This is a genomic window from Akkermansiaceae bacterium (assembly GCA_017798145.1).
In the GTDB taxonomy this organism is placed as follows: Bacteria; Verrucomicrobiota; Verrucomicrobiia; order Verrucomicrobiales; family Akkermansiaceae; genus Luteolibacter.
Map to the genome: position 1 here is coordinate 3,873,003 of CP059069.1, position 18,547 is coordinate 3,891,549.

17 protein-coding genes are annotated in these 18,547 nt (G+C 61.4%); 9 read left to right on the forward strand and 8 right to left on the reverse strand.

Annotated elements, in window-relative coordinates; all coding sequences use genetic code 11:
- The first annotated feature begins 208 nt into the window (after positions 1 to 208).
- From HZ994_16625 to HZ994_16645, 5 genes are all read left to right on the forward strand, one after another.
- Complete coding sequence (locus HZ994_16625) at positions 209 to 577, forward strand: hypothetical protein (GenBank protein ID QTN33867.1); 369 nt, start codon at positions 209 to 211, stop codon at positions 575 to 577.
- Between the two features lie 142 nt (positions 578 to 719).
- Positions 720 to 2,750 carry a multicopper oxidase domain-containing protein gene (locus HZ994_16630; protein ID QTN33868.1) on the forward strand — a complete coding sequence of 677 codons (2,031 nt, stop codon included), beginning with the start codon at positions 720 to 722 and terminating at the stop codon, positions 2,748 to 2,750.
- 30 nt (positions 2,751 to 2,780) lie between these two features.
- Entirely contained in the window at positions 2,781 to 3,047 is a 267-nt protein-coding gene (locus HZ994_16635) for a hypothetical protein (protein QTN33869.1), read from the forward strand.
- Between the two features lies 1 nt (position 3,048).
- Positions 3,049 to 3,366, forward strand: coding sequence for a YHS domain-containing protein (locus HZ994_16640; protein ID QTN33870.1), 318 nt, complete (start codon positions 3,049 to 3,051; stop codon positions 3,364 to 3,366).
- Position 3,367: 1 nt separating this feature from the next.
- Positions 3,368 to 3,646 carry a hypothetical protein gene (locus tag HZ994_16645; protein QTN33871.1) on the forward strand — a complete coding sequence of 93 codons (279 nt, stop codon included), beginning with the start codon at positions 3,368 to 3,370 and terminating at the stop codon, positions 3,644 to 3,646.
- Positions 3,647 to 3,656: 10 nt separating this feature from the next.
- On the opposite strand, the gene HZ994_16650 is transcribed toward HZ994_16645, so the two are convergent.
- The 4 genes from HZ994_16650 to HZ994_16665 are packed head-to-tail and all read right to left on the reverse strand — an operon-like array spanning position 3,657 to position 6,431.
- Positions 3,657 to 4,394, reverse strand: coding sequence for a 1-acyl-sn-glycerol-3-phosphate acyltransferase (locus HZ994_16650; protein ID QTN33872.1), 738 nt, complete (start codon positions 4,392 to 4,394; stop codon positions 3,657 to 3,659).
- The gene (locus tag HZ994_16655) at positions 4,391 to 5,407 is read right to left on the reverse strand and encodes a phosphatidate cytidylyltransferase (protein QTN33873.1); all 1,017 of its coding nucleotides are present in this window, start codon (positions 5,405 to 5,407) and stop codon (positions 4,391 to 4,393) included. The genes HZ994_16650 and HZ994_16655 overlap by 4 nt, the downstream gene beginning before the upstream one ends.
- Positions 5,407 to 6,090 carry a CDP-alcohol phosphatidyltransferase family protein gene (locus HZ994_16660; protein QTN33874.1) on the reverse strand — a complete coding sequence of 228 codons (684 nt, stop codon included), beginning with the start codon at positions 6,088 to 6,090 and terminating at the stop codon, positions 5,407 to 5,409. The genes HZ994_16655 and HZ994_16660 overlap by 1 nt, the downstream gene beginning before the upstream one ends.
- A complete protein-coding gene (locus tag HZ994_16665) occupies positions 6,078 to 6,431 on the reverse strand; it encodes a hypothetical protein (GenBank protein ID QTN33875.1) in 354 nt (117 codons plus the stop codon). Before HZ994_16665 ends, HZ994_16660 begins: the two co-directional genes overlap by 13 nt.
- A 139-nt stretch (positions 6,432 to 6,570) precedes the next feature.
- Between HZ994_16665 and HZ994_16670 the strand changes: the two genes are divergently transcribed.
- Positions 6,571 to 6,687 carry a DUF2256 domain-containing protein gene (locus HZ994_16670; protein ID QTN34430.1) on the forward strand — a complete coding sequence of 39 codons (117 nt, stop codon included), beginning with the start codon at positions 6,571 to 6,573 and terminating at the stop codon, positions 6,685 to 6,687.
- A 45-nt stretch (positions 6,688 to 6,732) separates the two neighbouring features.
- Here the strand turns inward: HZ994_16670 and HZ994_16675 are convergent, their stop codons facing one another.
- The gene (locus tag HZ994_16675; GenBank protein QTN33876.1) at positions 6,733 to 7,803 is read right to left on the reverse strand and encodes a LacI family DNA-binding transcriptional regulator; all 1,071 of its coding nucleotides are present in this window, start codon (positions 7,801 to 7,803) and stop codon (positions 6,733 to 6,735) included.
- A gap of 166 nt (positions 7,804 to 7,969) precedes the next feature.
- Here HZ994_16675 and HZ994_16680 point away from each other — a divergent pair, with 166 nt between their 5' ends.
- A complete protein-coding gene (locus HZ994_16680) occupies positions 7,970 to 8,779 on the forward strand; it encodes a hypothetical protein (GenBank protein ID QTN33877.1) in 810 nt (269 codons plus the stop codon).
- Positions 8,780 to 8,853: 74 nt separating this feature from the next.
- A complete protein-coding gene (locus HZ994_16685) occupies positions 8,854 to 12,240 on the forward strand; it encodes a sulfatase-like hydrolase/transferase (protein ID QTN33878.1) in 3,387 nt (1,128 codons plus the stop codon).
- Positions 12,241 to 12,398: 158 nt separating this feature from the next.
- Here the strand turns inward: HZ994_16685 and HZ994_16690 are convergent, their stop codons facing one another.
- Positions 12,399 to 13,157, reverse strand: a complete 759-nt coding sequence (locus HZ994_16690; protein QTN33879.1) for an EI24 domain-containing protein — start codon at positions 13,155 to 13,157, stop codon at positions 12,399 to 12,401.
- A 431-nt stretch (positions 13,158 to 13,588) separates the two neighbouring features.
- Complete coding sequence (locus tag HZ994_16695) at positions 13,589 to 14,419, reverse strand: hypothetical protein (protein QTN33880.1); 831 nt, start codon at positions 14,417 to 14,419, stop codon at positions 13,589 to 13,591.
- Between the two features lie 128 nt (positions 14,420 to 14,547).
- On the opposite strand from HZ994_16695, the gene HZ994_16700 reads away from it, so the two are divergent.
- On the forward strand, positions 14,548 to 15,618 hold the full coding sequence (locus HZ994_16700) for a substrate-binding domain-containing protein (GenBank protein ID QTN33881.1): 1,071 nt from the start codon (positions 14,548 to 14,550) through the stop codon (positions 15,616 to 15,618).
- Positions 15,619 to 16,195: 577 nt separating this feature from the next.
- On the opposite strand, the gene HZ994_16705 is transcribed toward HZ994_16700, so the two are convergent.
- Positions 16,196 to 18,373, reverse strand: coding sequence for an excinuclease ABC subunit UvrB (locus HZ994_16705; protein QTN33882.1), 2,178 nt, complete (start codon positions 18,371 to 18,373; stop codon positions 16,196 to 16,198).
- Positions 18,374 to 18,547 lie beyond the last annotated feature (174 nt).

Genomic DNA, 18,547 nt, shown 5'->3' on the forward strand with positions numbered 1-18,547 from the left:
GGCACGGGAATGGCAGCCGCAGCAGGATTTTTTTTCGTGGGAATGTTGCATTAGTTCACGGACACTCTGATCCGCTGCCGGGTGAATAGCAAACGAGCGTGCTGATTGGAACTTTCGTGGAATTTTTCCACCCGGAAATTCTCAAACAGATAGGCACCGGTTTTCCGCTTTGACGGAAAGGGTAGCCGGAATGGGGGGATGCTGAGTTATGGGATTCTTTCGCAAGATCATTGCAGTTTTGCTGGCTCTCGCCATCGCGAGCCCGCTCTGCTGTTGCGCGATGATGACCGCGAAGACGGCAAATACGCCTTCCTGTTGCAGCAAGATGAAGCCTGATGGGGAGGGAACCCCGGACAGGAACCATACGGCCTGCCATTGCCTAGCGAAGCAACCCAAGGACACCACAAAGGAGATCATCACTCCGACCGATCTGGCTGTCACCGTTCTCCCGCCTGTTTTTGAAATCCGCGTTCCGGCCATTTTGCAGGAGGTGAAGACCGCGCCCCGCACAACTCCGGAGCGGTGCTGCGTCCCGCCGGGGCATTTCCTGGCGATGTATTCCCGTTGGCTCATCTGAAGCCCGGAATGCCCTGAATTTTTGGCGACCCGTTTGGGTTCCGCCCCTTCTTGCGCCTTGCCCGGATATCGGCGCAACGCTTCATCCGCCCAACGCATTCCGTGCTGCTGCACACCCGTCCAATTTTTAAATCCAACTTCCCGTGAAAACCATTTTCCATCTTCTCCTAACTGCGGCCGCGCTCCACGCCGGGGTCGTTGAATACGAACTCGAAGTCGCCGAGAAACCTTGGGCGCCCGAGGGTCTCAAGCCCGTCAAAGCCCTCACCATCAACGGCGGGATCCCGGGGCCGACCCTCCGTTTCCGCGTCGGCGACACGGCGCGGATCACTGTGAAAAACAGGCTCCAAAATGAAGAGACGTCCACTCACTGGCACGGCCTCCTGGTGCCGAATGCGCAGGACGGGGTGCCTTACCTCACCACGCCTCCGATCAAGGCCGGCACCGATCACGTCTTCGAATTTCCCCTGAAACACCCCGGCACCTACTGGTATCACAGCCACACCGGGCTTCAGGAGCAGCGCGGTGTCTACGGCTCGATTGTCGTTGAACCACGGGGCGGAGAGGCCATCCATGCCGACGCCGAGCACGTGCTCGTGATCTCCGATTGGACGCGCGAAAACCCGAACGAGGTCATGCGCACCCTGATGAGGGGAAGCGACTGGTATTCCATCCGCAAAGGCAACGCCCAGTCGATCTCGGGCGCGATGAAAGCCGGGGCGCTCGCCGACTACTTCCAGCGTGAGCGCAGCCGCATGGCGCCCATGGATGTCTCCGATGTCGCCTATGACGCCTTCCTCATCAACGGCCGGAGACAGGTCGAACTCGGAGGAAAGCCCGGCCAGAAAATCCGCTTGCGGGTGATCAATGCAGGTGCCTCCAGCTACTTTTACCTCAGCTCCTCGACCGGCCCGCTGACCATTGTTGCGGCGGACGGCCCGGCGGTCGAGCCGGTGAAATCGGATCGTCTGCTGATCGGCATTGCGGAAACATACGACCTGATCGTCACCATTCCGAAAAGCGGGAAATGGGAGTTCCGCGCCACCTCGCAGGACGGGTCGGGACATGCCTCGGCCTTCCTGGGAAACGGTGAACTCCACCCGGCGCAGGATCCGCCGAAGCCCGATCTCTACCGGATGGATGACATGCTCACCGGTGCGCTCAGCGCGATGGATATGGACAGCATGTCGGACGCGATGGACGAACCCCGTCCGCCCGCACCGTATGCGAAACTCCGCTCACCCGCCGCCACGACCATTTCACCATCCGCACCCCGCCGCACCCTTGAGCTCCGGCTCACCGGGAACATGGAGCGCTATGTCTGGTCCATCAACGGCAAGACCGCCCGCGAGGACGGCGTGATCAAGGTCTCGCGCGGCGAAGTCCTGCGCCTCGAGTTTGTCAACGACACGATGATGCACCACCCCATGCACCTCCACGGCCATTTCTTCCGGGTCATCGATGGCAAGGACGACAGCCACGCCCCGCTGAAACACACCATAGATGTCCCGCCCATGGGCCGCCGCACCATCGAGTTCCTCGCGGATGAGCACGGCGACTGGCTGTTCCACTGCCACCTGCTCTACCACATGCACACCGGGATGTCCCGGGTGTTCAGCTACGACGACCAGGGCGAGGATCACACCCCCGATCTCGGCGAGATGGCGGAGGATCCGATCTATTTCATGGCCGACGGGAACATCCAGAGCCACATGAGCATGGGGATGCTCACGCTGATGAACGCTCGCAACGATTTCACCGCAAGCTGGGACGTCGGCATCCATCACGATCATATGGGAGGGCATGATTACGACTACGAGGCGGACTTCGCATGGAAACGATACATCGATCCGAACTTCCGCACCCTGCTCGGCTACCGACTGACCAATGATCCCGATGCGGAAGACCGGTTCATCGGCGGCATCGAATACAGGCTGCCCTACATGGTGTGGACGGGACTGACCATCGACAGCGAAGGCGATGCACGGATCACCGCCATGAAGGATTTCCAACTCACCCCGCGCCTCTCGCTGATGACCAACCTCGAATACGACACGGGCTCGCAATTCCGATGGAGCACGGGGCTCAGCTACACGCTCACCAAAAGGCTCTCGCTCATCACGGAATACGATTCCGACCACGGCTTCGGCGGAGGCATTGGCTTCCGCTTCTAAGGAAAAACAAAAACAAACCAGAACAAAAAAATGAAAACGAAACTGAACACCATCGCCGCACTTGCCGGCCTCACCATGGCCGTCGCGTCATGCGCAAGCGGAACTTCCGGCACCGCCGGATCCGGCAACGTCGTCCCATACACCAGCCAGACCTGTGCCGTCAGCGGCAACAAGCTTGGCAGCATGGGGGATCCCGTGACCAAGGTCTACGGCAACAAGGAAGTGAAATTCTGCTGCAAGCCCTGCGTAGCGAAATACGAGAAGAACCCGGAGAAATACGCATCAAACATCCACTGACATGAAAGCCGAACTTAGCGCCATCTGCATGGCATTCATCGTCGTATCCTGTGCCGGGGACACCACCCCGGCGCAGGGCGTGACCGCAGCCCAAGCCAAAGTTGCGGAAGCGAAGAAACCCAAGGCCGCGCCAAAGCCGAAACCCTATCCCCTGAAGACCTGCCTTGTATCCGGCGAGGGCTTGGATGAAATGGACGAGCGGGTCAGCACGGTTTACGAAGGGCAGACCTTCGAATTCTGCTGCAAGCCGTGCCTCGTGAAGTTCAAAAAGGATCCCGAAAAATACGCGGGGAAACTCGCAGAAACAAAAACCAGATAACATGAAACCATACCTGATCATACCCGCCGCCGCCCTGTTGCTCTCCTCCTGCCTGCAGAAAAAGGAAACGGTCACCGTCGAAGCCGAGGAAACCGTGGCGGATACCGGCGCAAAGCCCTACCCGCTGAAAACCTGCATCGTATCCGGCGAGGAACTTGGCTCGATGGGCGACGCGGTGAGCATCGTCCATGAGGGGCAGACCATCAAATTCTGCTGCGACGCCTGCATCCCCAAGTTCAAGCAAGACCCAGCGAAATACCTCTCCAAGCTGGTGAAATGACCCCGCCTGTCTATGATTCGAATTCGCTTTTTCCTCGGCGGAATAGTTCCCCGACCTCTTTGTGCAGGCGCTCGGCAACGGTATTCCAGCCGGCACGGTCGTCCGTACAGTCCTCGAACGTGAGAGGCTTTCCGATCCTGATGCTCAGGCAGGCCGGCTTGACGAAATGCCCTCCGGGCGGCCAGGCGCGGAAACAGCCTTCGAGCCGGCAGGGCACCACGGGGATTTTGCTTTGCGCGACAAGGCGGCCTATGCCGCTTTTGAATGTTTGCAGCTCCCCGGTGCGGCTGCGGGTGCCCTCCGGAAAAATGATGAACACCGCATTCTCCTTCTCCAGCCGCTCCCGCATCTGGTCCAGGTCGTGGGCGCCTGTTCCACGGCGGCGTATGGCGAGGGCGTTGAGGAACCAAGCGGCGAATGCGGCGGTCGGCCGCTTCTCGAAAAACGTGTCGCTTGCGGCGATAGGCGAGACCTGGTCGCGCCATTTTGCCGGCAGCAGCGATGCGAGGAGAGGGGCGTCGAGGTGGCTGGTGTGGTTGGCGATGAGGACAAAGGGGGGGCTGGCGGGCAGATTCTCGCGCCCGGTCACTCGGAGGCGGTTCCAGACCCGGAAAATGACCCGGAGTGTTGCCCACCAGAACAGCCGGGTGACGCTGGCAGCCAGCCCATGCTCACGCTGGAGGCTGCGGTGGCGTTCGATGCCATGCAGATCGCGGTCGCGGGCCGGTTGGAATTCCCATCCGTTCATGGCCATCCTCCGGTGATGATACGCTCGGGCTGGTGCTGGGCTAGGGTGCCGAGAATCAGAGACAGGAAATGATAATACATCGGCGTGATGATGATAAGGCTGTCGAAGCGGTCGAGCAGCCCCCCATGCCCCGGTAGAACCTTTCCTAGATCTTTGACGCCGAGATCACGCTTGATCGCCGAGAGGAGAAGATCCCCGAACTGTCCGAATCCGCTGATGCCCACCCCCATGATCATGAGGTTGAGCCAACTGTCCATCGGGGTGCCGGGAAATATGACCCAGTGGCCGAGGACAAGTGTCAGGGCAGTGGTCAGCACCAGGGCGCCAACCGCGCCCGATATCGTTTTCCCGGGGCTGGTGTTGGGAACCATCTTCCTTCCCCCGAACAGCTTTCCGGAGCAGTAGGCGAAAATGTCGTTCAGCTCCACCGTCACCAGAAGCAGCAACAGCAGGGGACGGTAAAGCGGATCTGCGGTGAAAAGCGCGAGGTAGCCCAGCGAAAAGCCGAAGAAAAGATAGCCCATGATCCCAAGCCCGACACGCTGGATGAAGCCGTTCGGCCTGTCCTGAGGGATCGTGATGATCGCGATCAGGCCTATCCCAAGGATCGGCGTGGCGAAGAACAGCCTGGGGTAGTTGTCGATCACCGCGAAGGAGACCATGCAGAGCCCAAGGACAGCGGCCAGTCCTATCAGTTTTTCCCGGAAAATCCCGGTTGCGCGGGCGAACTCGCGGAAGCAGCAGAGGCTGAGGATGAACACGCCGGCGATCACCCAGGCGGAGCCGAGCAGAATGGGGATGATCAGCCCGAGGCAGATCCAGATCCACGAGCGCCAGCGCGACCAAAGCTCCTGATAAGTGTTGTCGGAAACGCCGACCGTCGCGCGGAATGCCCTGAAGATGAAAGGGGCGGCCACAAGCGCAGCTGCAATGGCGATCACCACGCCGCGTGTGAACGGATGAGCGAAGGCGTGCTCATAGCCGAAAAAACGCTCCATGGTCGCTTCGCTCATCATGTTTTTTGGTTCAGTATCCGTGCGCAATTCCGCAGGCGGCGCACAGAGGTTACGGCACAACCGGCGATGATGAGCACAAGCGCCAAGCCGAAAAACCCGGCATCAGGAATGCCCGCAATGGGAAGCCTCCATGAAGTGGGGGAGAATGCGGTGCAAAGGGCGGCGGCGGCAACCAGGATCATCCGGTGAACCTTGGACATGGGGCCGCCGAAATCCGCAGGGGCTCCCAGCGAGCAGCCCTGAACCCTCACATAGGCGGTGAAGACCGCGGCGATCGCGGCGATGTAACCAAGCTGGGGCATGCCCCCAGCCGCGTATCCCGCGCCGATCAGGATCACGGCGTCCGAAAGGCGGTCCGGCACCTCGTTGAACAGCTCGCCACTGCGCGAGGCGATGCCGGTGGAGACCGCCACCATCCCGTCGAGCATGTTGCAGGCGCCACGCAGCAGGAGCAGCAGGCAGGCACCCAGGAGAAGAAGGATGGGATGGTCGCTGCCGTTGCTTGCCCAGAGGGCGGCACCGGAGCCGAGGCTCACGAAAAAACTGGCGACGGAAATCGAGTTCGGCGAGACGCCCATTGCAGCAAGCCAGCGGGTGGCCGCCGCCGAGATCCCGAGGTTTCTCGCCGCAAGCGGGCGGCGCTCAGGGGTGTAGTCTTTTTCGCTCATCAGTTTTTCCATCCCATCAGGAACATCCCGATCACGAGAAGTCCCATTCCGGCGTAGTTCATCGGCCGTATCTGCTCCCCGTACAACCAGGCGGCTCCGATCGCCGAGAAAATGAAGCTGGTCGCATAGATCGGGTATAGGACGGAGAGCTGCCCCCCGCGCTTGAAAGCGGCGATGAAAAGCACCATCACCCCGATGTAACAAGCCACGCCGCCGAGCAGGCGGGGGTTGAGGAGATAGCTCAAGGGGCCGCCAATCGCCCGGGCGGCCCCGGATTTGTAGAGGAACTGCCCTGCGGCACCAAGCAGGGACGCCAGCAGGAAGCAGAGCATTGATTCCACCGGCGTTTTCATGCGTTTTCACCCATTAGCAAAAATGATTGGGAGAGTTGGCCCCAATGTCAAGCATGCCGGCTGGTGCAAGATCCCCGGATTTGCCCTTGGAGCGATCCGGGGATGTTGCAGCGATGGGTAAACACGTGAAAAGGCTGATCTGCCTTGCAGGGATTGTGCGGGTTGCGTCAGGCCGTTCACCTGGCGCAGTAAATGGGAGAAGGTTTGGGATCAGTTCAGATATTGCTCGGAGAGATGCAGCAAGGAGCGCCGCTGAAAAATGCGGAAACGGACGCCACCCGCCCCGGAAAGACCGTGAGCCTCAGCGATCGGGCGGCGGGGCGATCGTGCCGCCTTCGACGAATTCCGCTTTCGTGAGAACTTGGAGCAGGTCTTCCTTGCCGTTGCCGATGGCTGCCGCCCAGCGGACGACGCGGCGGATGATCGCCCCACTGTCCCAGCTGATGTGGGAAACGGACGGTATGCACCAGCTGAAGGTGCGGTCGGCGTCGGTGCAGATCAGGGAGACGTCCTCAGGCACGCGGAGACCATGCCGGGTGATGAAATGATGCGCCGCATGGAAAAGGAACGACTCCTGGATGATCAGCGCCGTGGGCGGCGTGACCTGGAACAGGCGTGTGAGCAGTTCCTCAAAACCCTCCCTATTGTCCTCCCAGTCCGGCAGGTTGTAGGTACCGGTCGGGATCCCGTGCGACTCGAGCGCATCCAGGAAAGCCCGCTCGCTCCCCCCCGGTTCCGGAAGTCGCCTCATGCTCCGCGCAAGAAGCGCGATGCGCCGGTGCCCCAGCCCGACCAACTTCTCCACGGCAGCCCTGTATGCCGGGAGCTTGTTCGGCCTGGTGCCGGCGATCGGCAGCCCATCGTAGCGCCCGAATATCGCAAAGGTCGGGGTTCCCTGCTCCACGAACCACTCCAGCACCCCGCGCGAGCCCCCGCACAGCACCCACGCATCCGCCCCGCCCCGCTCCACCATTTTCCCAATCTTCTCTGTATCCATATCGAGTTCCAGCAGGCATTTCTCGGAAAAATGGGCGTCGTGCCCCGCCACGATCAGGGCGTGCTGTAGTTCCGCAAGGTAGTCCGCGCCCCTGTCGGCCGGCTCGCCGAGTCCGATCGCCACCCGCAGCGGCCTCACGGATTCCCCCGAGGGCGGCAGCTCGATGCGCCGCCGCTTTCCCGCCCCCTGCGGCACCAGCAGGCCGCGCCCCTCCAGCAGCCGCAGCGCTGCATCGGCTGTCTTCGGGTCGATCCCCAGCTCCCTCGCCAGCAAGGGCGCGCCCGGCATCGTTTCCCTCCACCTCCCTTGCACCAGCCCATCCCTCAGGTGATCTGCCACCTGCTCGGCGGGACTCAGGACGGTGAAGATGGGCATTCGGGAAACCTACCCAACCCGGGGTAGGTGTCTAGGATGAAAATCATTTGCGGCTTTGGCGCTCCGGAATTAGAAACCCTCATCGCAATTCGTTTCGCGCTGCCACCCTCAAGAACGGGCGACGGGGTGAGAACTTCAAAAACCCAGAACCAGAAATCCAAGAATCATGAAAAAAATCCATTATTTCGCCATGCTCGCAGCCTGCGCGATGCCCGCATCCGCAGCCACCACTTTCAGTTTCCAGCAGGGTGACCTGAGGCAGGACGGTGTGCTTTTTGGAGTTGGTTCAGGTTACGCAGGAGCAAGTGACGGTTCGATCATCGACCAGAACCCAACCAAAACCGCGAACAGTGGCACTGCTAACCGAATCGGCACGCAATTCAACAGCACCTCAGCCAATACTGGAAATGATGGCCGTGGAATTAATGGGTTGTTCACATTCGATCTTACAGCGCTGGCCGACTATCTGGCAGCCAATCCGACCTTCACCGTGTCGGATGTTTCCCTCAGCGTAACGAGAGTCGGCGGTGGCGGATCCTTCGGCAGGGCGATTTCCCTCTATGCGACCGAGGCTTACACCGACTCGGCAAATTGGACTACCTCGGACGGAACCAATCCATGGTCGAGCCCAACAACCCCGAACGGGACAACGACTCCCGGTCTGGCGGGAGGTGGAACGGTGGGGGCATTGGTTGGTGGCACCACATTCGGTACCACCAAAACTACGGCTCCGTGGGTTTGGGGCACCAGTGCCAACTTTACGGCGGCGGTGAACAGCGCCCTCGCAGGTGATAAGAAGCTCTACCTTCTCGCCCAGACCGGTTATGGGAATGGCGATTCATTTTTCGATTTCGCAAAGTTCGATGACGCGACAGTGGAGAACCGCCCTGACCTCCAGATCACGGTTATCCCCGAGCCTTCCGCCGCCCTGCTCGGCGCGCTCGGAGCACTCTTCCTCCTTCGCCGCCGGCGCTAGTCGGCTCTGAAATGGACTTGTTTATCGAGGCCGTGGGATGATTCCCACGGCCTCTTTTTCTACCCGCCTCCGCCATGCTCCGTATCATTTGCTGGATTCCCATCGTGCTCTCCGCGCTGGCTGCAAGCGGCCGGGCGGCGGACATTGTCGCCGGCAATGTCACGACGGCCCTTGGCCCGGATTTTTTCCTGGATGATGCGGCGACCGGCGGGGGGGACAACAACGCCACCACGTTCACCCGCGATCTGGACGGACTGTGGACGAAGGAGGCCAACGTCACCTTGAAAGGGCTGGGCTGGGCATCGGGTTCCACCGGGACTTCGAACACCACGGTCACCGTCACCTTCACGGATTATGGCGCGGATGGTGTGATCGGGACGGGGGACGATGTGATCGTGGGCACGGTCACCGACAACCTGTCGTTCTCCGGCGCTTCCGAATACGTCTGGGATTTCGACAGCGATGTGGCTTTCCAGGCAGCCAGCTCCAAGCTCAGGGTGAGGATCGTTTCCGCTGCCAGCATCCGCCGCAAGACCGTTTCCAATACCGCAACCACCCAGGCCGACGTGAAGCTCTCCCTGGCGGGCCGCGCAGTCGGCGGCGTGCCCCCTGCGGTGACCAACACCGCCAACGGCTCCGGCAACTGGGATGCGATCCAGTGGAACACCGGGTCGGGCAACGTCACGGGCGATCTCCAGGACGGGGACAGCGCCGTGATCGGCCGCTACCGCACCGTCACCTACCGCGGCATCCCGGCCACCGAGACCATCGCCGCCATGAGCCTCGGCGAAAGCGCCGCGAACGGAGGGCAGGGGACACTCAACGTCAATTCCGGCAGCTTGAATGTCACGGGAGCCCTCAACGTCGGCATCAACGACAGCGCCAACGACTCCTTCGTTTTCGCCAACGGCGGCACCCTCCACATCGGCGGAAACGCCAGCTTCGGACGCTCCGCCGAAACCTGCGACGGTTCCCTCATCCTCGCCGGCGGCACCGTCACCATAGTCGGCGATCTCGCCATGGGCGCCTTCGAACAGGGCGGCTCCATGCTGCGCTTCCACAACCCCGGCTCTGCCCCTCCCATCGCCGTCGGCGGCACGCTTATCCTCGGGCGCTGCTCGCTCGATCTCACCTTCGGCTCCGAATACAGCCACGTCCCCGGCACTGTCACCACGCTAGTTACCTACTCCGCCCGCGACGGCCAGTTCGCGAACTTCCGAAACGGCGAGGAATTCAACTGCGGGAAAAACCGTTTCCGCATCAACTACGATGTTTCCAGTAACTCAATCACCCTGACCGCCCTGGAAAATTTCCCCGCCTCCGCCGCCCGCCCGAACATCATCGTTCTCTTTGCGGATGACCAGGGCTACTCGGATCTCCAGCTCAACGGCAACGCCGCCGAGGCCGCGAAATACCCGATGCCGCGCCTCCAGAATCTCGCCGATGCCGGCGCCCGCTTCACCGATGCCTACGTCACCGCCGGCGTCTGCCACCCCTCCCGCTGCGGCCTCCTCACCGGCCGCTACCAGCAGCGCTACGGCACCGATGGCAACCTCTCCGGCCCGGGTTATAACGGCATGGCCGTTTCCCAGCGCACCGTCCCCCGCCGTCTCCAGAGCCTCGGCTACAAAACCTTCGGAATCGGGAAATGGCACATGGGCGATACCGTCGAATACCACCCGAACTGCCGTGGCTTCGACCGCTGGTATGGCATCTGGTCCGGCGGCCGCTCCTACTGGGAAAATAGTACCGAAACCGGCGTCTTCCAGGACAACATGACCCCGAGGTTCAACGACGAATTGGCCAAAAAATACGTCACCGACCGCATCGGTGACGCCTGTGTCGGTTTCATCGACGAGCACCTCGCCTCGCCCAGCGCCACCGATCCGTTTTTCATCTACGTTTCCTTCACCGCCGTCCACGCGCCGGTGGATATCGACTCCCCGCCCGCCGGCAGCCCCAGCAGCCCCGCCGACCCCCGCTTCGCCCGCCTCGCCAGCGAGTTCGGCCTGACAGCCGCCAACTATCTCAATTCCTCACCCATCATCGGCGGCCAGAGCCAGGCCACCATCGACAAGAACCGCTACGACCTCGCCGCCATGACGCTCGCCCTCGATGAGAACATCGGCAAGGTGCTCGACAAGCTCGCCGCCGAAGGGCTCACCAACAACACCATCGTCCTCTACACGAACGACAACGGTGGAGCAGGCTACTCTCAGGGCTTCGGCGGAAACTACTCCTACAACAAGCCACTCCGCGGCTACAAGGGGGGCAACATGACCGACGGCGCAATCCGCGTCCCCGCTGCCATCCAATGGCCGGGCACGATCCCCCCAGGGCAGGTCGTTTCCGACCCTGTCATCTCACTCGACTGGGGCTCCTCCTTCGTCAATGCCGCCGGTGATGCCCCGGCCCAGGCACGCAACGGCCTCGACGGCCTCGACCTCATGCCCCGGCTGAAAAACGCCACCCCTCTCCCCGCCGACCGTGTCCTCACCTGGCGCGCCAGCGGGCTCGACGGGGGCGGCAGCGCGATCCGCATGGGCGATTGGAAAATGCTCATCACCGACAACACCCAGGCCACCACGCTTTACAACATCCGCAGCAACCCGGCGGAAAACTCGGACCAATCCGGTGCCCAGCCCGAAATCCTTGCCGAGCTCAAGCGCCGCTTCGCCGCATGGGAATCCAGCACGATCGCGCCATTCTACGGCTCCGCCTCCACCGTCCTCGATCCCGGCCTCGAGCGCCAGGGAATCTCCGGCGGCTACCGCCTCAAGCGTTCCGCAAGTTCCCTCGCCTGGCTCTCCTCCATCTTCCGCAACCCGGTGCCTTTGACCGGTGATTTCCACTACCGCTTCCTCGCCCGCTCCACCGAAAGCAACCTCTCCGGCTCCGCCGAGCTCGCCTGCGCGCTCGGAGATTCCGATACCCGCGCCAATCTCATCCAGGCCATCATCGACTACGGCCAGGGCCAGCTCCGCATTGTGGACGGGAAATCAGGCGCTTCCGCCTCCGTCGCCCTTCCCGCGCCGACCACCGGCTTCCATGAGGCCTCGCTCGATTTCGCCGCTGCGACGAAGACCCTCTCGTTTTCCTGCAACGGAGCCACCGTCTCCCTTGCCCTGACCGGAACATACTCCCCTCTCACACATTTCGCGGTCGGCGCTGCCGCCATGGAAGGGGAGATCACCACCCTCGTCCCCACAGACGGCAGCAGCCTCAGCGAATCCGCCACCACAACCGACTCTCTCGAAGCGGAGACCTACAAGATCAATCTCGCCTTTGCCGGCATGCCGCCCCTGGATCCGGTCGCCCAGCGCTCGCCCGACCTCAGCGGATTCCTTCCGGATCCATCGGTCTTCGTCGAAAACCTCGGCGGCGGCCTCTACCGCGCCGCCATCCCCACCACGCCCGGCGTTTCCGCAGAGTTCTTCCGTTTCCGCCTCGACCAGCAGTAGCGTTAGGTGACTTTTCAGTTAGATGCGTTGTGGAATCCGGGTAAGATGCCGGACAGGATCCTGAATATCCCCCGTGAACCCCTGGGAGCACCCCGTCCGCAAGACCGTGGGCAACTGCACCTTCTTCCCTGTGTCCTCCGGAATGTTCGGGGGATATGTTAGGCCGCCGTGATTGCCTTCGCTTCCTCATCGTTGATCAATCTGAGCGCAGAGACCGATGCGGCCGTCACCGAGATGGGCAGGACGAGGATGATGCCGATGACAGGAATGAACAGGAGCAGGGTGAAGATGATGCCGTTGCCGATGGCGGCGCCCCGGTTGGCTTTGACGAAACTCACGCTTTCGCGGAATCCGAAATGGCGCTCGAGCGTGCAATCCATGCTGCCGAAGCCGGCGTAGTAGGCCTGGATCAGGAAGATCATCGCCGCGGAGAAAAAACCGACCACCGGAACAATCCCGACAAGCAGGATGGGGATGGTCAGCCCGAATTCCCAGCACAGGTTGCGGAGATTGATTTTGACGCCGCGCACGAGCTGGGAAGCGTTGGAGGTGTTGCGGTATTGGTGGGCACCCGGATAGAGATGGGCTTCGACCTTTTCCGAAACGGAACTCACGAAGGGGGAGGCCAGCGCTAGCACGATGTGTTTGTAAACCAACAGTCCCAAGGCAAACACGATCAGGCCGCCGATGATTTGTGCGAGGGACCGCATGGTTGCTGCGCCCCATTCCCATACCCACGCCTCCGCAATCAGACCGCCGACCTTTCCCGAAAGGCCCCAGGCCAGCGACACGATCGCCACGGCCGTCAACAGCGCGATCAAGATCGGGATGGCGAAGTATTTCCAGAGCCGCAGCTTGAACAACAGGATCAGCGCCAGACGTGCATCCCGGAAACTTCGGCTCACTTGCGATATCATGGTTGGAATCATGTGCGCGGAGAATGGGGGATGGACAACCTCTTTTCCTCGTCCTGAAAATGCCAGGTATTTGCTTTTTCACCTAGGCCGGAGAATACGCTGGAGAGCGGGTCTCTGAAGAGGAAAAGGGGGTTGACCGAATCGAGCCAATTCTCGCCCCCGGCATCCCCTGCAATCTCGGTGGACCACTTCTTCGGCTCCTCAAAGTGCCCGCGCTTTTTGTGAACCTTGTTTGCCATCGTTTCCCGACCCGCACAGCATCCCCCGATACCCTCCCAGCGTAAGATTGTTTTATTAGGTGGGAAATTCAGGAAGCACGAAGGAAATGGGCGTTAGGGTCGCTATGCCAAAGCGACCCTGCCATCCCGAAAAGCAAAACGCCCCGGTGCGGTGGCACGGGGGCGATTTACGGAAAGCTCTATCCGGCGGTCTTACCCGCGGCGGCGGCGGAGCAGAAGAAGTGCGCCGAGACCGCCGAGGAAGGCGGCGGAGGGCTCGGGCACCAGTGTTCCGGTCACACTGATGTTGTCGAAGGTAGTACTAGTGCCCCAGAGATCGGCAACGCCTACAAAAGCTTCGGGGTTATCGAATGTGTGAGCGGTGATACCGAAGGTCGAATGGGCAACCCATGTGGAACCATTCCATCGCGTCGCCGTATAGGAGAGATCACCTGTCGTCCCGCTGGTTGGAGTCCAAGTGAATGAGGATCTATACCACGTATTGTCCGCGAAGCCAGCATTGCCTGTTGGTGCATAGGTCGCAACGTTGGCACCATCCACTATGCGGGATTCGGCGGTTGCCTGGCCAAAACCACCATTGGCGTGCTGAATGGAAAGGAATTGGCCGGCGTTGCTGCCGCTGATCGTTCCACCCTTGATATCCCCGAAAAGGAAACCAGCAGTGTCGTATTGGGCACCGTTTGTGATGAGGAAGTCGTAAGTGCCGGTGATGGATTGTCGGACATCGAAACCATTGGTCGATCCGCTGTTCACCAGGAAGGAATAGGGGAGGTTGGTGCCATGGGTAGGATTGTTGCCTACCAGAACCCCACCCAAACCTGAACCGGTGCTGCCGCCGCTGGCAGCGGTGGTCGTGTAAGTCCCGTTGGTAGCGGGGGCACCAACCCCCGAGTGGACATACGACCAGCCGGTGGGCACGACTGAACTGCCGGGGGTCTGGCTCTCAAAGTCCAGTGTGATGGTGGCAGCACGGGCATGGAATCCTGAAAGCACTATGGCGAGAAAGATTGTTGGCGGTTTCATCATTTTTGAATTTGGAGGTTGCGAGACCGGGAGGAACGTTCACAACCCGACCAGGATCTTGGTTTCACGCGCTTTGTCGAAGATATCCACCCTTGCCCACTGGCTCCAAATTTGTACAGATTCTCCCCATGTCCCTGCGGATCTTGTCAGGCAGCGATCAGGTGGAGGGGTACCTGCGTCAGGGTTTGCAGGCGGGTCGTTGGAGGGGCGATATGCCGGGGCGGAACAAGCTGGCGGCGGAGATCGGGGTGAGCGGGAGGCTGGTGGAGGCGGCGCTGGCGAAGCTGGAAAGGGAGGGTTTGCTGGCGGGGCAGGGACCGCGGCGGCGGCGGAGGGTGGTGAAGGGGCTTGTGCACAATGCACGGAAGGCCGGGATGCGCATCGCGTTTCTGGCCAACGAAAGGGTGGATCTGAGGATCGATTACCTGACCGATCTGCAGCACCGCCTGGAGGAGGCCGGGCACGTCCCGGTCATCGCCGGGAAATCGATGGTGGAGCTGGGGATGGATCTGGCCAGGATCGTCCCGGAGGTCGGCAAGGCGGGTGCGGATGCGTTCCTGGTCATCGGAGGTTCGCTGGAGGTTCTGGAATGGTTCGCCGGGGGAAAGAAACCGGTATTCGCGATGTTCGGCAGGAGGCGCGGGCTTGCCATCGCCGGGGCGGGGCCGGACAAGTCCCCCGCGTATGCGCAAGCCGTCGGCGAGCTCGCCGGGCTCGGTCACCGGCGCATCGTGCTGCTGACAAGGACCCCGCGCCGCATCCCGGAACCGGGTTTGGTCGAGCGGGCGTTCCTCGCGGCGCTGGCGGCCCATGGGATTCCCTCCGGAGCCTACAACCTGCCGGACTGGGAGGAGAACGCCGTATCCTTCCACGCGCGGCTTGATGCGCTGTTCCGGGTGACCCCGCCGACAGCGCTGATCCTCGACGAGGTGCCCTTTTTCATGGCGGCGCTGCATTTCTGCGCATCCCGGGGGATCCGGGTGCCGGACGATGTCTCGTTGGTCTGCACCGATCCCGATCCGGCCTTCGACTGGTTCGTCCCGTCGGTGGCGCACATCCGCTGGGAGGCGACGCCGCTCGTCCGGCGCGCGCTCCGGTGGGCGGACAACATCAGCCGGGGAAAGGACGACCGCCGCCAGACGGAGACCAAGGCGGAGTTCATTGCGGGGGGGACGGTGGGCAGGGCGATAGCCATGTGATGGGGAGTCAGTTCCGTGAAGCCATGGATGACAAGGTGGAGCTTGCCTGCTGCAAGAGGTCTCTCATTTCATCGGAAATATGCAAATCCCCACCCACGGCTTCCCAGGACGAGAGTAAGATCGGCAACATCTCACGCCTAGACTCCACAGTGGCGGGAAACTGAGGAAGCGGGCGGAAGCTATGGGCATAGGGTGTGTAGAGTATCGTAGGCGGGGGTGAGAGTGCTGGGAATTTGTTTTTTCACCTAGGCCGGAGAATGCATTGAAGAGCCGGTCTGGGAAGGGGAAGAGGCGGCTGACGCGGGCCGGAGATGAAATTCCCTCAGATCCGGTGCAAGGGTGGGCAGGAGGCCGGGTGAGAATTGGGTTGCGTTCCTCATTTGCAGCGGCGGCGCAGGAACTGCCCGATACCCAGCAAACCCAGCATTGCTGGCGGAGGGTTCCGGCTCCGCTGTGACAACGACGTTGTCAATCCGCCAATCGTCATTTCGAGCGCCCGAGGCGATCGGTAGCGCATGGTTCGGTTGAACGACCCTCCAAGCCCTCCGCAGAGGAACCGGAGACATCCTCCTCCATTTCACGCCTTCTTCGTCCGGGTTTTCCCATATTTCACTTTCTTCTGCGGCGGCATGACGGGGGTCGCGTTCTTGAGCGTGGCGATCTGGTCGCGGAGGTGGGCGGCGCGCTCGAACTCGAGCTTGGATGAGGCGTCGCGCATTTCCTGCTCCAGTTCGGCGATGACGCGGAGCTTGTCGTAGGAGCCCTCGTCCTCGGCCACCAGTGAAGCGTTGAGCTTCTCTGCGCTGGCCTTGCCTTTCTCGTAGGAATGCAGGCTCTGCTGGACGGAGCGGATCACGGATTGTGGGGTGATGCCGTGTTCCTCGTTGTGGGCGATCTGGCGGGCGCGGCGGTATTCCGTGACGTTGATGAGGGTCTGGATCGAATCGGTGACGACATCGGCGAAGAGCACGCATTCGCCGTTCACGTGGCGCGCGGCGCGGCCGGCGGTCTGGATCAGGGAGGTCTCGTTGCGGAGGAAACCTTCCTTGTCGGCGTCGAGAATGCAGACGAGTGATACCTCCGGGAGGTCGAGGCCTTCGCGGAGGAGGTTGATGCCGATGAGGATGTCGAAGGTGGCGGCGCGGAGTTGGCGGAGGATTTCCACCCGCTCGATGGCGTCGATATCGGAGTGCAGGTAGCGGCACTTGAGGCCGGTGGAAGAAAGGTATTCGGCAAGATCCTCGGCGGTCTTTTTGGTGAGCGTGGTGACGAGCACCCGCTCGCCTTTCTCCACCCGCTGGCGGCAGAGCTCGATCGTCTCGTCGATCTGGCCCTTGAGAGGGCGGAGGGTGAGGATGGGATCGAGGAGTCCTGTGGGACGGATGATCTGCTCGACGACAAGAGGCGTGCCGCGTTTCTCCGGATCGAAGTCGGCGATGGATTCCGCATTTCCGGAGGGTTTGACCTTGATCTTCTTGAAATCGAACGTCGTCAGCCCTTCCTCGCCGGGCTTGGGTTTTACGGAGATGAACTTTTTGTTTTCCGGGCGCGAGTTGACGATGTCGAAGGGTCCCGGGGTGGCGGAGACATAGACCCGTTGGTGGGTCATTTCCATGAACTCGTCAAAGCGCAGGGGGCGGTTGTCCATCGCGGAAGGCAGGCGGAAGCCGTGCTCGACGAGGGTGGTCTTGCGGGACTTGTCGCCCTCGAACATGCCGCCGATCTGCGGGATGGTGGCGTGGGATTCATCGACGAGAAGCAGGAAATCCCGCGGGAAGAAATCCAGCAAGGTGTGCGGGCGCGAGCCGGGCGGGCGACCGGTCAAGTGGCGGGAGTAGTTCTCGATGCCCTGGCAGAAACCCATTTCCGCCATCATTTCCAGATCGTATTCCGTCCGCATCCGCAGGCGCTGCGCCTCGATGAGCTTGCCTTCCTTTTCCAACTCCGGGATGCGTTGGTCCAGCTCCTCGCGGATCTTGGTGCGGGCCACCTTCATCTTGTCGCCTGCGGTGACGAACTGCTTGGCGGGATAGAGGGTGTGATTTTCCAATACCTCGATGACGTTCCCGCTGACCGTATGGATGGAGGAGATCCGCTCCACCTCATCGCCGAAGAACTCGATGCGGATCGCGGTCTCGTCGAGGTAGGCGGGATGCACCTCCACCACATCGCCGCGCACCCGGTATTTCCCGCGGCCGAAGGCGATGTCGTTCCTTTCGAAAAGGAGGCCGACGAGTGCTGTCAGAAGCTCCTCGCGTGTGATCTGCTGGCCTGTCCAGACGGGGAACATCATGTCCTTGTAGTCCTCCGGCGAGCCGAGGCCGTAGATGCAGGAGACCGAGGCGATCACGATCGTGTCGTCTCGGGTGAGCAGCGATCCCATCGTCGAAAGGCGCAGGCGCTCGATCTCCTCGTTCACCGAGGAGTCCTTCTCGATGTAGGTGTCGGAGCGGGGGATGTAGGCCTCCGGCTGGTAGTAATCGAAGTAAGAGACGAAGTACTCGACCGCGTTGTGCGGGAAGAAGTTCTTGAACTCGGAGTAGAGCTGCGCGGCGAGGGTCTTGTTGTGGCTCATCACCAGGGCGGGCTTGCCGAGGCGGGCGATGAGGTTCGCCATGGTGAAGGTTTTCCCGGATCCGGTGACCCCGAGCAGCGTCTGGTGCCTGTTCCCGGCTTCGAGCGATTTCACCAGTTTCTCGATGGCCTGGTGTTGGTCGCCCTGGGGGGAGTAGTCGCTGGAAAGGCGGAATGGCATGTGCGGGGAAGATGGGGCTTGCGGGAGGAAATTCCAGAGGGGATTGGCCACAAAAGGCACAGAATCCCAAAAAGCCCTGTCTCTGCCACGTTTGTGGGTCTTGTGCCTTTTGTGGCCGCATTCTTACCTGAAATCCCAAGCGACAAACAGGGATTTCCGGTGTTTAGTGTGCAC